Here is a 13,440-nt window from a genome sequence, read left to right as displayed (position 1 = left end):
GCGCGAGCAATCAGTAGCCTTGCATCACCTTGCGCAGGGCGTACTCGGTGAGCGCGACCAAGGCCTGCTTGGCCGGCTCGCGCCGCCGGGCGTCGATGGACAGGATCGGCACGTCCGCGGGCACCGCGAGGGCCTGCCGGATGTCCTCGATCGGATACCGCGGCGCGTCGTCGAATTCGTTGAGCGCCACCAGGAATGGTAGGCCGCGCGCTTCGAAGTAGTCGACGGCCGCGAAGCTGTCCTCGAGTCTGCGGGTGTCGACCAGCACCACGGCGCCGATGGCACCGCGGATCAGGTCGTCCCACATGAACCAGAATCGGTACTGGCCCGGTGTTCCGAAGAGATACAGCACCAGATCGTCGGCGAGGCTGATCCGACCGAAGTCCATCGCCACTGTGGTGGTCGACTTCATCGGAATGCCTGTCAGATTATCGATTCCGGTACTGGCATTGGTCACCAATGCCTCGGTGCGCAGCGGAACGATCTCCGAGACAGCACCGACCATGGTCGTCTTACCGACACCGAAGCCACCCGCGACAACGATCTTCGCCGACGTTGGCTTGCTGGTGCGGGTGTCGACCTGCGCCGTCGAATCAAATACGCCGGAGTCCACTGAGAACCCTTTCGATCAGCTCGCGACGTTCATCGTCGCTGGAATCGTCTTTCAAAGTCGCCGAAACGCGTACATGCCCGGCCTCGATCAGGTCGGCAACCAGCACGCGAGCCACCCCGATGGGGATACCCAGTCGGGCTGCTACCTCGGCGACGGACGGCGATTCTCTGCACAACTCCACGATTGACGTCTCGATGTTGGTCAGTTCGAACTGCCGCTCCAGGGCGACCGGATGCGATGCAACGAGGGCCTCCAACGCCAACTCGACCGCGGGCCTCGTTCGGCCTGCGGTCAACGAGTATGGGCGTACGAGACTGGGCTCGGCGCTCCCCAAGCGGTGATCTTCTATGTCCATCCCACCATCAGGAACCCATCGTGACACGTGGCGTGGCCTGCACTGTCTGGCCAACCCGCTCGACCAACAACGCCATCTCGTAGCCGACCTGACCGATGTCGCACGACGTGTTGGTCAGCACGGCAAGGTACGAGCCGTCGCCGACAGCCATGAGTAGCAGGTAGCCGTGCTCCATCTCGACGACGGACTGCAGCACGGTGCCGCCCTCGAACAGGTTCGAGACGCCGACCGAGAGGCTGGCCAGTCCGGCGGTGACGGCCGAGAGCTGCTCGGCACGGTCGACGGGCAGCTGAGCGCTCGCGGCCATGAGTAGGCCGTCAGCCGAGACCAGGACGGCATGGGCTACGCCAGGAACCTCGTTGGCGAAGTTCGAAACCAGCCAATCCAGCTGACGATTCGTACCACCTAGATCGGGGTTCATCGGTCTCCTTTATCTCCGGTTAAGTTCATTGCTCTCATTGCGCGGCCATCCCGGACGCCCTGCTGATGGCGACTCAGGCTGGACCTGATCGTTTCTGGATCGCGGCTCGGTGCTCGTTCCACCGCACCGTTGACGGCGCCCGGGACCAGCCTTCCGCCCGGATTGCGTTGCGGCAACCCGGCCGCCGTCCTTGTTTCGGATTGTGCCTCGCTGGCCGCGCGGGCCGCCTGCCAACCTTCATCACCCGGTGATTCGAAGGAGGCGGCCACGGTGGACCTGTCCATATTGGGATCTGAAAGCCACGCCGACATCATTTCCGCGAAAATCGGTGTGCCGCCCATGACGGAATCTCCGGTTTCGACCGCGGGCTGGAGCCTGGTCTGGAAGAACGACGCGGTCCTGGTCGGGTTGGCTCGGTAGCTGTGCCTGCCTGGATCGCCTCCTGCGGCCTCCGCGTCCTTCGACTGCTCGTCGTTGCCGGGCAGCGTACCCCGACCACGTTGCGAGAGACCAAGACCCGGCGAAGATTCCCGTTGCGGCAGACCGTCGCCCGGCTCGCGCTGCGGCAGGTTCGGCGGCACCTGGGTGCCCGGCTGACGCTGTGGCAGGCCGGTCGGCGTCTCCCGCTGCGGCAGACTCGCCGATGCGGCGTGCCGCTGTGGCAGGCCACCGGCGGCCGGATCACGCTGCGGCAGACTCGAATCGCGTTGCGGCAAGCCACCCGCGCTCGGATCACGCTGCGGCAGACCACCGGCACCGGGATCGCGCTGTGGCAAGCCACCGGACGCGGATTCCCGTTGCGGCAGACCACCGGAGCTCGGATCACGCTGCGGCAGACTCGAATCGCGTTGCGGCAAGCCACCCGCGCTCGGATCGCGTTGCGGCAGACCACCCGCGCTGGGATCGCGCTGTGGCAAGCCACCGGACGCGGAATCCCGTTGCGGCAGACCGTTCTCGCCGCGGTGACGCCTCGGCAGGCCACCCGCGGTCGGATCGCGCTGCGGCAGGCCACCCGCGTTGGGGTCACGCTGCGGCAGGCCACCGGCACTCGGATCACGCTGCGGCAGATCACTGGCGCTCGGGTCCCGCTGCGGCAGACCACCCGCATTCGGGTCACGCTGCGGCAAGCCCTCACGCTGCGGCAGACCATTGGGCCCGGTCTGCCGTGGCGGCAGGCCACCGGAGCCGCTGCCGCGTTGCGGCAGTCCACCCGCGCTCGGATCACGCTGCGGCAGATCGCCGGGCGCGGAATCCCGCTGCGGCAGACCGTTCTCGCCACGCTGACGCTGCGGCAGACCACTCGGCGGCTGTGCGAGCCCGCTGATGCTCGGCTGCGGCACTCCATTGCTGCCCGGCTGACGCTTGGGCAGGTCGCCCGAATTCGCGTCTCGCGGCGGCAGACCCGTCACGGTCGGCTCGGCCGGTCCACCCGGTTGGCGCGGCGGCGGACCGCCGGGGCCGAGGTTGCGCTTGGGTAGGTTCGCGGCGGCGAGCTTGCCGCGCTGCGGCGCACCGGACGGCGGCTGCTGACCCGGTGTGGGTCGCAGCGTCGGACCGGACGCGTTCGCCTGCAGTCCGGACGCCATCGAGTTACCCGGCTGCCGCTGCGGCAGCCCGCCACCGGCCGGAATCGGCCCGCTGGACGTGGCATTCGGATTGCTGACCGGGATCGGCCCGCTCACGCCCGGGTCGACGGTCACCATGACATTGCCGCCGGGGGTCCGGGTGATCGCCCGCATCTGCATCGACGACGGACCGGACGGCCGCGGCCGCTCGGGCGTCTGCGGCGACGGGGTGACGGGCTGGGCGGTGATCGGCTTGCCCGCGACGATCAGGCCGCCGGGGACGTGCACGGTCACCGTGACACCCGGGTCGCGCGCGGTGTCGAAGGTGGGACGCAGCCGCACGGTGAGACCGTGCCGCTCGGCCAGCCTGCCGACCACGAAAAGACCCATGTGCCGGGCGGTATCGGGGCCGGGCTCGGCGGTCTGTTCCAACCGCCGGTTGATATCGGCCATCTCCGACGGCGGCATACCGATGCCTCGGTCGGCCACCTCGATGAGCATGCCCTGGTCGTGCGCCTGCGCGAAGGTGAACTTCACGTCGGTCTCCGGCGGGGAGGCACGCAGCGCGTTGTCCAGCAGCTCGGCGAACAGGTGCGCCATATCGGACGCGGCGGGCTCGACCAGCGAACCACGTGGCGTGGCACCCAGTTTCACTCGCTCGTAGTCCTCCACCTCGGAGATCGCGGCGCGCAGCACGTCGGCGATCTCGACCGGGGCGGACTTGGCGCGGCGCTGCCTGGTGCCGGCGAGGATGAGCAGGTTGTCGCCGTTACGGCGCATACGAGCGGCGAGATGGTCCAGCCGGAAGAGGTTCTCCAGCAGGCGTGGATCCTTCTCGTCGTACTCCATCGCCTCGATCAGGCTGAGCTGATGGTCGACCAGCGACTTGGATCGCCGGGCCAGCGTCTCGAACATGTCGTTGACCTGTGAACGCATCTGTGCCTGGTCACTCGCGAGCCGTAGCGCCTGGCCGTGGATGTCGTCGACGGCGCGGGCCAGCTGGCCGATCTCCTCGGTGCTGCGCACCGGCATCGGTTCCAGCGGAACCTCTTCCGGCGAGGCGCCGGTGCGGAGCTGGGCCACCTCGTGTGGCAGGTCGCTTTCGGCGACCCGCAGCGCGGCCAGCCGCAGCCGGTGCAGCGGCACGATCATCGAACGCGCGACGAACACGGCGAGCAGCAGCGCGGCGAGGATGGTGGCGACGACGACCGCGGTGTAGGTCCACGCGTCGCGCTGCGCGGTGGACACCAGCGAGTTCATCGCGGTGTCGATGTCCTTGGTCGCCCGGCTCACCACGAGCTCGTAGACCGCGAGGCTGTCGGTGAGCGACTTCTTCAGATCACCGACCGGAATCTGACCGGCCTGCGACTGCGGGCTGTTCAGCAGCGTCACTCGGGTGTTGATGCCCGCCACCAGATCGGCGATCGATGTGTCGCCGTCGGAGAACCGGTGCGACAGCACGCCGAGCAGCGAGCGCTCGGTGTTGGCCGCGGTGAGGAAGCCAGGGGTGCCTGCCTTCGGGTCCTTCAACACATCCGGGAACGCGGCGACCTCGCCGACCAGCGTGGCACGGGTGTTGAGCGAGTCGACCAGCCGCAGCTTGGCGGTGTCGACGGCGGTGTCACTGACCTGGCCGACCGTCGTCTCGACGATCCGCACGCTGTCGTTGCGCACCCGGTCGATCAGACTGATGGCGTCGGAACTGGGTCCGGTGCTGACGTTCTTGCCCTGCTGGCGCACGGCTTTGGCCTGGTTCAGCATGCTGTCCAGGGCCGCGCGGGCACCGGAAACACCGGCGAGCTTGTCCGCGGCCTTCTCCGCGTTGGCGATCGCCTTGTCGAGATCGGCGAGGTTCTGATCGGTCACCACGGACACATTCGGCGCGATGGCGATCATCTGCGAGCCGACTGTCGTCGCCGTCTGCGCACTCAGCGCCGTGACCGCGGGGATGGCCCCCACGTTCTCGGCGACGTCGGCAAGCCGACCGGAATTGGTGAACTCCGACGAAATCCTGGACACGCCAAGGCCTACCGCGACGGCCAGTGGGACGGCAAGTACTGCCGTCACCTTCCAGCGCAGGTCCCAGTTGCCGAGCGCCCAGCGCCTTCTGCCGGACCTAGCGGCCTCACGCATCTCCCACTCACTTTCCAAACTGGCCCCAACCACGCGCCATCAGCGAACCTCCACACGCATACTGGCTCGACAGGCGGAGCTGGCCGAGAACTGCGGCTGGCCGAGAAATTGCGTCTACGACGGCCCAAATAAGTGACATCAGATTCTAACGGATCAATAACTTCTTGGGTGACTCCGAGTAAGCATGCGATCCTTGACCTGGCCGTTCCAGGCAAAACCAAAGGTCACAACACCCACCCGGGCGTCGCGTGAAGTCTGCCACAATCAACCAGATCTATCGAGGCGGGCATCGAGGCGAGGCTAGGGAGTCACGGGTTTGAACGTGCGGCACGAGTACCGACCGGTCTATCAGACCAGCTTGGTCGACCCCGCCGAGTTCTGGGCCGGAGCGGCTGAAGCGATCGACTGGGTGGTGCCACCAACCCAAATCATCGACCCGGCTGCTCGTCCGGTGGCCAGGTGGTTCACCGACGCTCGCCTCAACACCTCCTTCAACGCCCTCGACCGGCATGTGCACGGTGGCGCTGCGGCGGAGGGGGGCTTAGCGGATCAGCCCGCCTTAATATACGACTCCGCTATGACCGGCACCAGAGGCGTTTTCACCTACGCCGAACTGCTCGAAAAGGTAGCCGGGTTCGCCGGCGCGATGAGTCGACTCGGGGTCGTCGCGGGCGACCGCGTCATCATCTACCTGCCGATGATTCCCGAAGCCGTAATCGCCATGCTGGCCTGCGCGCGGATCGGCGCGGTGCACTCGGTGGTGTTCGGCGGCTTCGCCGCACCGGAGCTCGCGGCGCGCATCGACGACGCCGAGCCCGTGTTGATCATCACAGCATCGGGCGGACTGGAACCGGGCAAACAGCTCGAATATCCGCCGATTGTGTTGCAAGCCTTGGACCTCGCGGAGACCACCGCGCCGCGCACGGTGATCGTGAAGCAGCGGCCGCAGTTCCCGACGATCCACTTCTCCGCGCCACAGGCCGCGACCGAATCACTGCCGAGTTCCGCGCAGACCGTCGCGGCACAATGGCTCGATTGGGACGACGCCGTCCGAGATGCGCCACTTGCCGAACCGGTCCCGGTCGCCGCGACCGATCCGCTCTACATCCTCTACACCTCGGGCACCACCGGGAAACCCAAAGGGGTGGTTCGGGACAACGGCGGACACGCGGTTGCCCTCGCCTGGTCCATGCGCAACATCTACGACGTCGGCCCGGGCCAGGTGATGTGGACGGCCTCCGATGTCGGCTGGGTCGTCGGACACTCCTACATCGTCTACGCGCCGCTGCTGGTCGGCGCGACCACGCTGCTGTACGAAGGCAAGCCGATCGGCACGCCCGACGCGGGTGCCTACTGGCGAGTGATCGCCGAACACAATGTTCGCGTACTGTTCACCGCCCCGACCGCGCTGCGCGCCATCCGCAAGGCCGATCCGGAGGCGGAGCTGGCGCACGGCCACGACCTGTCGTCGCTGCGCGCGCTGTTCTGCGCGGGCGAACGACTAGATCCCGCGACCTACGCCTGGGCCGACGAGGTGCTGCTCGCCGATCGACCGGACTGCCCGGTCGTCGACCACTGGTGGCAGACCGAGACCGGCTGGCCGATCTGCGCGAATCCGCTTGGTCTGCAACAACTTCCGATCAAGGCGGGCTCGGCCTCGGTGCCGGTGCCCGGCTTCCGGCTGCGGGTGCTCGATGCCTCGGGCAACCCGGTGGCGCCGAATGTCGAGGGCAACATCGTGATCGGGCTGCCGCTGCCACCCGGCACGCTCACCGGACTGTGGAACGACGACGAGCGCTACAAGCGTTCGTATCTGTCCGCCTACCCCGGCCACTACCTCACCGGCGACTCCGGCTACTTCGACGAGGACGGCTACCTCTACGTCCTCGGCCGCAGCGACGATGTGATCAATATGGCCGGACACCGGTTGTCGGCGGGCAGCATCGAGGCGGCCATCGCGGGCCACGAGGCGATCGCCGAGTGCGCGGTGATCGGGCTGCCGGACGAGCTCAAGGGTCACCGGCCGCTGGCGTACGTGGTGCTCAAGTCGGGGGTCGAGGTCGATCCGGCGCAGCTGCGCGACGAGCTGATCGAGCGGGTGCGCACGCAGATCGGTGCGATCGCGACGCTGCACGACGCCGTCATCGTGACCGCGCTGCCGAAGACCAGGTCCGGCAAGATCCTGCGGAAGACGATTCGGCAGATCACCTCCGGCGAACCGTACGAGGTGCCGTCGACCATCGAGGATCCCGCGGTGCTCGAGGCCCTCGAAGAGCAGATTCACGCGGCCAGGCCTGCCCGGACCGAGCCGGTTACGCCGGACCCGGACTCGGTGGTGACACCGGACGTGGGCTCGCCTGCGTAGTCTTTCCGCGCGAAATCGTTCGTCCCGCTTAGGGATTGGCTCGAGCTCAGAGAATCCTTAGGGAACGTTCACACGGGTGCCAGTGCGGCGGCATAGCGTCGAGGGCGCTAGTTGTTAACCCCTCGACGAACTGGAGTCACACCATGAAGCGTTCCGTTGGCCGCCCCGCCGTCGCCGCACTCGCCGCGGGCGGGCTGGCCACCGTCGCCGTGTTCCTCAGCCCGGCCATCGCGTCCGCCGGTCCGATGGAGCTCGCCGGTCCGCTGCTGAACTCGGACTGTTCGTTCGCCCAGGTCGACGCCGCGCTGCACGCCAAGGCACCGCAGCTCGCCTCGATGCTGGACTCGAACCCGTCGCAGAAGGCCGAACTGCAGCGCAAGTTCGATCAGCCGGTCGAGCAGCGGCGCGCGGAACTGCAGCAGGCCATCGACGCGAACCCGGACGCGGTACAGCAGGCCCAGAACGACCCGCGCTACGCGCAGCTGCGCGACACCATCCAGACAGTCGCGGACACTTGCCACAACTACTGACCGGCGCGCGAGTCCTACCTGACCAGCTGGACCGTTCGGTGACGGCAGAATGACAGACGTGACACCAGCGACTCCGACCGTCCTCGTCGTCGATGACGACGAGGACGTGCTCGCGTCGGTCGAGCGTGGGCTGCGGCTTTCCGGCTTCCACGTGCTGGTGGCCAGGGATGGGGCGCAGGCGCTGCGCAGCGTGAACGAGCACGCGCCGGACGCGATCGTGCTCGATATGAACATGCCGGTGCTCGACGGCGCCGGGGTGGTGACCGCGTTGCGGGCGATGGGCAACGAGGTGCCGATCTGCGTGCTCAGCGCGCGGGCCTCGGTGGACGACCGCATCTCGGGGCTGGAATCGGGGGCCGACGACTATCTGGTCAAGCCGTTCGTGCTCGCCGAACTCGTCGCGCGGATCAAGGCGCTGCTGCGCAGGCGAACCGATACCCAGTCGCCGACCACGCCCGGCGCGATCACCGTCGGCCCGCTCGAGGTCGATGTCGCGGGCTACCGCGCAATGCTGCACGGCAACGAAATCGAGCTCACCAAGCGGGAATTCGAACTGCTGTCCACGCTGGCGCGCAACGTCGGCGTGGTGCTGAGCCGGGAACGACTGCTGGAACTGGTGTGGGGCTACGACTTCGCGGCCGACACCAATGTGGTCGACGTTTTCGTCGGCTATCTGCGGCGCAAGCTGGAGGTGGATGGCGCGCCGCGGTTGTTGCACACGATCCGCGGGGTCGGGTTCGTCTTGCGGGCACCCAAATGACGCAGGTGCCCGCGCCGAAAACCCTTCGGCGCCCAGCCTTTTCGTTGCGGACCCGGGTCGCGGGCGCGGCCGCCGCCGGTGCGGTCGTGATCGTCTCGGTGATCAGCGTGATCAGTATTCACGCGATCGAACGCAACAATGTGCGGCAATCCGATCAGCAGCTGGCGATCGCCGCGCGCATCGTGCTGATCGAGCCGGTCATCGTGGTCCGGTTCATCAGCCTGGTGCCGGGACTGAGCAAAGACATCGCCGTCACCGTGCGCGACGACGGCAACGTCATCGCCAGCACCCCGACCCAATTGCCCGAGCTGGCACCGGATTCGCGGACCCTCCCGGTCGGCGGCACGCCCTATCGAATCCTCTCGACCACCGAGCATCAGCCTGCGGGCCGGGTGGTTTCGATGGGCCTGCCGACCGCCTCGTCGGCCGCGGCGACCGCCGAGCAGCAGCGCTGGGTGCTCGGCGGCGCATTGTTCGCCATCGCCGCCGCGGCGGCGCTCGGCTGGCTGCTGGCCGGGCGCGCGGTGCGTCCGATCGTGCGGCTCACCCGCCAGGTCGGCGCACGCAGCGGCCTGCCCGACCCACGGAACCCGCAGACGCCGGTGGACGGGTCGGGTGTGCGGGAGGCGGAAAAGCTTGCGGACGCGGTGAATACGATGCTGCAGCGGGTGGACCAGGCGCAATCGGCGACCGCGGCCGCGCTGGAGACCGCGCGCGATTTCGCCGCCGTGTCCGCGCACGAACTGCGCACACCGCTCACCGCTATGCGCACCGATCTGGAAGTCCTGCGCACCCTCGACCTGGACGAGGCACAACGCTCGGAGATCCTCGCCGACCTGCAACGCAGCCAAGGCCGGGTGGAAACCACCCTCGCCGCGCTGGAGCGGCTCGCCACCGGCGACCTCACCAACGAACGCGACCACGTCGCCACCGATGTCGGCGACCTGTGCGACCAGGCCGCGCACGACGCCATGCGGCACTTCGCCGGGTTGAAAGTTCGCATCGACAGCGACACCGAGCTGGTCACCCGCGGTCTTCCCGCAGGTCTGCGCCTCGCGGTGGACAACGCGCTGGCCAACTCGGTCAAGCACGGCCGCGCCACCGAAGCACTGGTGTCCGCGCACCGAGCACCGAACGGGCACATCATCATCAGCGTCGACGACAACGGTCGCGGAATTCCGCCGCACGAGCGCCAAGCCGTCTTCGACCGCTTCTTCCGCGGCAGCCAGGCGAGCAAGGGCGGCTCCGGCCTCGGCCTCGCCCTGGTTGCCCAGCAGGCCCAATTACACGGCGGCCAAGCCTATTTCGACGAAGGCGCCCTAGGCGGCATCCGCCTAGTCCTAGACCTCCCCGCCCCCTGACCGCCGCGCACATCTCCGCGCCCCGCGCACGAAACAGCCAGCAAATCCGTGCGCAGCCTGCGGAATCGTGCGCGGCCTGCGGAATCGTGCGCGCGGCACTCCGATCACCTCGCCGCATACATTTTGGTGCGCGGCGCACATCTCCTCGGGCCGCGCACGAATTCGCTAGCGAATTCGTGCGCGAGGCGCGAAACCGTGCGCGGGGGTCCTTAGTGAACTCTCATGGAAACGCCAGTGGTTGGGTTATGCGGGGGTTCTATGGTCAGGGCTGTGATCGGAAAACGCGCCCGCTGGGGTCTTCTCGCCGTTGCTCTTGTCAGTGCTGGCGCGCTCGGCGCTGGGCTCAGCGCGTGTAGTCGATCCGACCACGGCCCCACTGGCATTGCCCTGGTCAATGCCGATACCGGGCCGACGGGCGCGCGGGTCGTCAAGGCGTTGCAGGACGCGGGCGGATACGAGTGGACCGCGGCCAAGCCGGGCGAGGCGAGTACCGACGACTACGCCGCAGTCATCACCCTGCCCGCCGACCTCACCGAATCCATGGGCACGCTGGCCGGTCCACAACCGCGCCGGGCCAAGGTCACCGTGGACACGCACAAGGGCGCGGACCGCGAGGAAGTGAACGGCGCGGTCACCGAGGTGACGCACCGGGTCGGCGCGGCCGGGGTCGATGCCGCGCTGTCCGCGGTCGGGCAGGCGCGCAGCCAGATGACGCAGGTGCAGTTCACCGCCCAGTTGCTGAAGGCCGGGGTGAACGCAGCGGCTTCGGGCACCGAGCAGTTCAGCTCGGGCGCCGATCAGCTGCTCGGCTTCCTGAACTTCGCCAAAGAGGGCTCCGCCCAACTGACTTCGGCCATCGCGCTGCTGAACTCGACCGTCGACGGCGCGACCGCGCAGGCGAATCAGCTTGCCGCCGCGCTGGATTCGACCGGCATCACGATAGCGCAGGTGGAGCAGACCGCGAACACGGTGAGCACCGGCCTCGACCAGATCCTGCCGCCGCTGCGCGCGCTCCCCTTCGCCAACGATCCGGCCCTCGCCGACATCATCAAGAAGCTCGAAGCCCTGCAGGGCATTTCGGGCCAGGCCGGATCCCAGCTCACCGGCCTCGGCTCGCTGGTCGGCGGCGCGGTCGACCCGAACACCGATCTGGGCACCCTGCTGCACACCGTGGTCGACCGATTGACCAGCGCCAGTGCGCAATTGAACGAGGGCGCGAAACTGGCCGAGGACCTGCCCCGGCTGGCCGACCAGGGTGGCGCCCAATTGGTCAGCGCCATCAGCCAACTCACCGGCGGCGTCACCCAGCTGCAGACCATCGTCGGCAACCTGAGCACGCAGACCGACAAGGCCGTCGCGGCCCTCCCCCAGCGCAGCTCGACCCAGCAGTCCGCCCTCGCTCTCGCGCTCACCGATCCGGTCGAGGTCGTCCGCAACTGACACGACCGCGGCCCGTGCTCCACCGAGTGGAACACGGGCCGCGGTAAGCGTTTTCGGCTAGCTGGCGTCCAGCAGGTCGATGATGAAGACCAGCGTCTTGCCGGCCAGCGGGTGCCCCGCACCGGCCGGGCCGTAGGCGAGCGCCGGCGGGATGGTGAGCTGGCGGCGGCCGCCGACCTTCATGCCGGGGATGCCGTCCTGCCAGCCCTGGATCAGGCCGCGCAGCGGGAAGTTGATGGATTCGCCGCGGTTCCACGAGGAGTCGAATTCCTCGCCGGAGTCGAACTCCACGCCGACGTAGTGCACCTCGACGTTGCCGCCGGGCACGGCTTCTTTGCCTTCGCCTTCGATGATGTCCTTGATCACCAGCTCGGCCGGCGCGGGGCCGCCCTGGAACTCGATCTCCGGCTTGGTCATTCGGCGTATCCCCTTCGATAGGTGATGGTGGGTGAGGGTGGAACTAACGATTGGTGATCTCGCGGTAATCGCGGGCGCCATAGCCGGTGTAGATCTGCCGCGGGCGGCCGATCTTCAGTGGCTCGCTGTGCATTTCGCGCCAGTGCGCGATCCAGCCCGGCAGCCGGCCCATCGCGAACAGCACGGTGAACATGCGGGTCGGGAAGCCCATCGCCTTGTAGATGACGCCGGTGTAGAAGTCGACGTTCGGGTACAGGCGGCGCTCGACGAAGTACTCGTCGGTGAGCGCGGCTTCCTCCAGTGCCTGGGCGATGTCGAACAGCTCGTCGTTGCCGAGCTTGTTCAGGATCGCGTCGGCGTGCTTCTTGGCGATCGCGGCGCGCGGGTCGTAGTTGCGGTAGACGCGGTGCCCGAAGCCCATCAGCTTCACGCCGTCTTCCTTGTTCTTGACCTTGCGGATGAATTCCTTGACGTCGCCGCCGCTGGCCTTGATGCCGTCCAGCATTTCCAGCACGGCCTGGTTCGCGCCGCCGTGCAGCGGGCCCCACAGGGCGTTGATGCCGCCGGACACCGAGGTGAACAGGTTGGCGTCGGAGGAGCCGACGAGCCGGACCGTCGAGGTGGAGCAGTTCTGCTCGTGGTCAGCGTGCAGGATGAGCAGCATGTCCAGCGCCGCGGCGACCTCGGGGTCGACCTCGTACGGCTCGGCCGGGAACCCGAAGGTCATCCGCAGGAAGTTCTCCACCAGGCTCAGCGAGTTGTCCGGGTAGAGGAACGGCTGGCCGACCGACTTCTTGTACGAGTAGGCCGCGATGGTGGGCAGCTTGGCCAGCAACCGGATGGTGGACAGCTCGACCTGCTCGGGGTCGCGCGGATCCAGCGAATCCTGGTAGTAGGCCGACAGCGCGTTCACCGCGGAGGACAGCACCGGCATCGGGTGCGCGTTGCGCGGGAAGCCGTCGAAGAATCGCTTCAGATCCTCGTGCAGCAGGGTGTGCCTGCGGATCCGGTCGGTGAAGTCTTCCAGCTGCGTCTGCGTGGGCAGCTCGCCGTAGATCAGCAGATAGCTGACCTCGATGAAGGTCGACGTGCCCGCCAGCTGGTCGATCGGGTAACCGCGGTAGCGCAGGATGCCCGCCTCACCGTCGATGTAGGTGATCGCCGACTTGGTCGGGGCGGTGTTCATGAAGCCCGGGTCGTAGGTGACGTATCCCGTGCTGGCCAGGAGCTTTCCCAGCTCGATTCCGTCGTTGCCTTCGGCGGCCTTGGCGACCGTCATCGGGAACTCCCCGCCGGGGTAGGTAAGCACCGGCTTGGCGTCTTCGTCGACGTTGATGATGTTCTCAGCGGGCACGGAAGGATCCCTCTCAGGCTAGAACCGTAGGCACCGTCGCGGTCGGCGCACGATGCACTTGTCTCAACGCTAGACGTTCACCGACACGGACAACCAGGAGGGTAGTCCTGCGGCTCCTCACAATCA

General features: G+C 67.6%; 11 protein-coding genes. 5 read left to right on the top strand and 6 right to left on the bottom strand.

Annotation, left to right across the window (positions count from 1 at the left end; all coding sequences use genetic code 11):
- Positions 1 to 10 precede the first annotated feature (10 nt).
- The 4 genes from ACQPW1_RS05035 to ACQPW1_RS05020 are packed head-to-tail and all read right to left on the bottom strand — an operon-like array spanning position 11 to position 5,087.
- Entirely contained in the window at positions 11 to 613 is a 603-nt protein-coding gene (locus ACQPW1_RS05035; protein WP_014981574.1) for a GTP-binding protein, read from the bottom strand.
- Positions 594 to 968 carry a DUF742 domain-containing protein gene (locus ACQPW1_RS05030; protein ID WP_040731099.1) on the bottom strand — a complete coding sequence of 125 codons (375 nt, stop codon included), beginning with the start codon at positions 966 to 968 and terminating at the stop codon, positions 594 to 596. Before ACQPW1_RS05030 ends, ACQPW1_RS05035 begins: the two co-directional genes overlap by 20 nt.
- Before the next feature lie 7 nt (positions 969 to 975).
- Positions 976 to 1,389, bottom strand: coding sequence for a roadblock/LC7 domain-containing protein (locus tag ACQPW1_RS05025; RefSeq protein ID WP_011207200.1), 414 nt, complete (start codon positions 1,387 to 1,389; stop codon positions 976 to 978).
- On the bottom strand, positions 1,386 to 5,087 hold the full coding sequence (locus ACQPW1_RS05020; RefSeq protein ID WP_433661594.1) for an ATP-binding protein: 3,702 nt from the start codon (positions 5,085 to 5,087) through the stop codon (positions 1,386 to 1,388). Before ACQPW1_RS05020 ends, ACQPW1_RS05025 begins: the two co-directional genes overlap by 4 nt.
- Before the next feature lie 316 nt (positions 5,088 to 5,403).
- On the opposite strand from ACQPW1_RS05020, the gene ACQPW1_RS05015 reads away from it, so the two are divergent.
- From ACQPW1_RS05015 to ACQPW1_RS04995, 5 genes are all read left to right on the top strand, one after another.
- Positions 5,404 to 7,452, top strand: a complete 2,049-nt coding sequence (locus ACQPW1_RS05015) for an AMP-binding protein (RefSeq protein WP_433661593.1) — start codon at positions 5,404 to 5,406, stop codon at positions 7,450 to 7,452.
- Between the two features lie 143 nt (positions 7,453 to 7,595).
- Positions 7,596 to 7,982 carry a hemophore-related protein gene (locus tag ACQPW1_RS05010; RefSeq protein WP_433661592.1) on the top strand — a complete coding sequence of 129 codons (387 nt, stop codon included), beginning with the start codon at positions 7,596 to 7,598 and terminating at the stop codon, positions 7,980 to 7,982.
- A 49-nt stretch (positions 7,983 to 8,031) separates the two neighbouring features.
- The gene (locus tag ACQPW1_RS05005; RefSeq protein WP_433661591.1) at positions 8,032 to 8,742 is read left to right on the top strand and encodes a response regulator transcription factor; all 711 of its coding nucleotides are present in this window, start codon (positions 8,032 to 8,034) and stop codon (positions 8,740 to 8,742) included.
- Complete coding sequence (locus tag ACQPW1_RS05000) at positions 8,739 to 10,103, top strand: sensor histidine kinase (protein ID WP_433661590.1); 1,365 nt, start codon at positions 8,739 to 8,741, stop codon at positions 10,101 to 10,103. Before ACQPW1_RS05005 ends, ACQPW1_RS05000 begins: the two co-directional genes overlap by 4 nt.
- 270 nt (positions 10,104 to 10,373) lie before the next feature.
- Positions 10,374 to 11,543, top strand: a complete 1,170-nt coding sequence (locus tag ACQPW1_RS04995) for a hypothetical protein (protein ID WP_433661589.1) — start codon at positions 10,374 to 10,376, stop codon at positions 11,541 to 11,543.
- A 57-nt stretch (positions 11,544 to 11,600) separates the two neighbouring features.
- Here the strand turns inward: ACQPW1_RS04995 and ACQPW1_RS04990 are convergent, their stop codons facing one another.
- Together ACQPW1_RS04990 and ACQPW1_RS04985 are read right to left on the bottom strand one after the other, a co-directional pair.
- Complete coding sequence (locus tag ACQPW1_RS04990; protein ID WP_433661588.1) at positions 11,601 to 11,960, bottom strand: FKBP-type peptidyl-prolyl cis-trans isomerase; 360 nt, start codon at positions 11,958 to 11,960, stop codon at positions 11,601 to 11,603.
- Positions 11,961 to 12,003: 43 nt separating this feature from the next.
- On the bottom strand, positions 12,004 to 13,314 hold the full coding sequence (locus tag ACQPW1_RS04985; RefSeq protein ID WP_433661587.1) for a citrate synthase: 1,311 nt from the start codon (positions 13,312 to 13,314) through the stop codon (positions 12,004 to 12,006).
- Positions 13,315 to 13,440 lie beyond the last annotated feature (126 nt).

The organism is Nocardia sp. CA-128927 (genome assembly GCF_050955855.1).
In the GTDB taxonomy this organism is placed as follows: domain Bacteria; phylum Actinomycetota; class Actinomycetes; order Mycobacteriales; family Mycobacteriaceae; genus Nocardia.
This window is presented reverse-complemented; position numbering and strand designations above follow the sequence as displayed.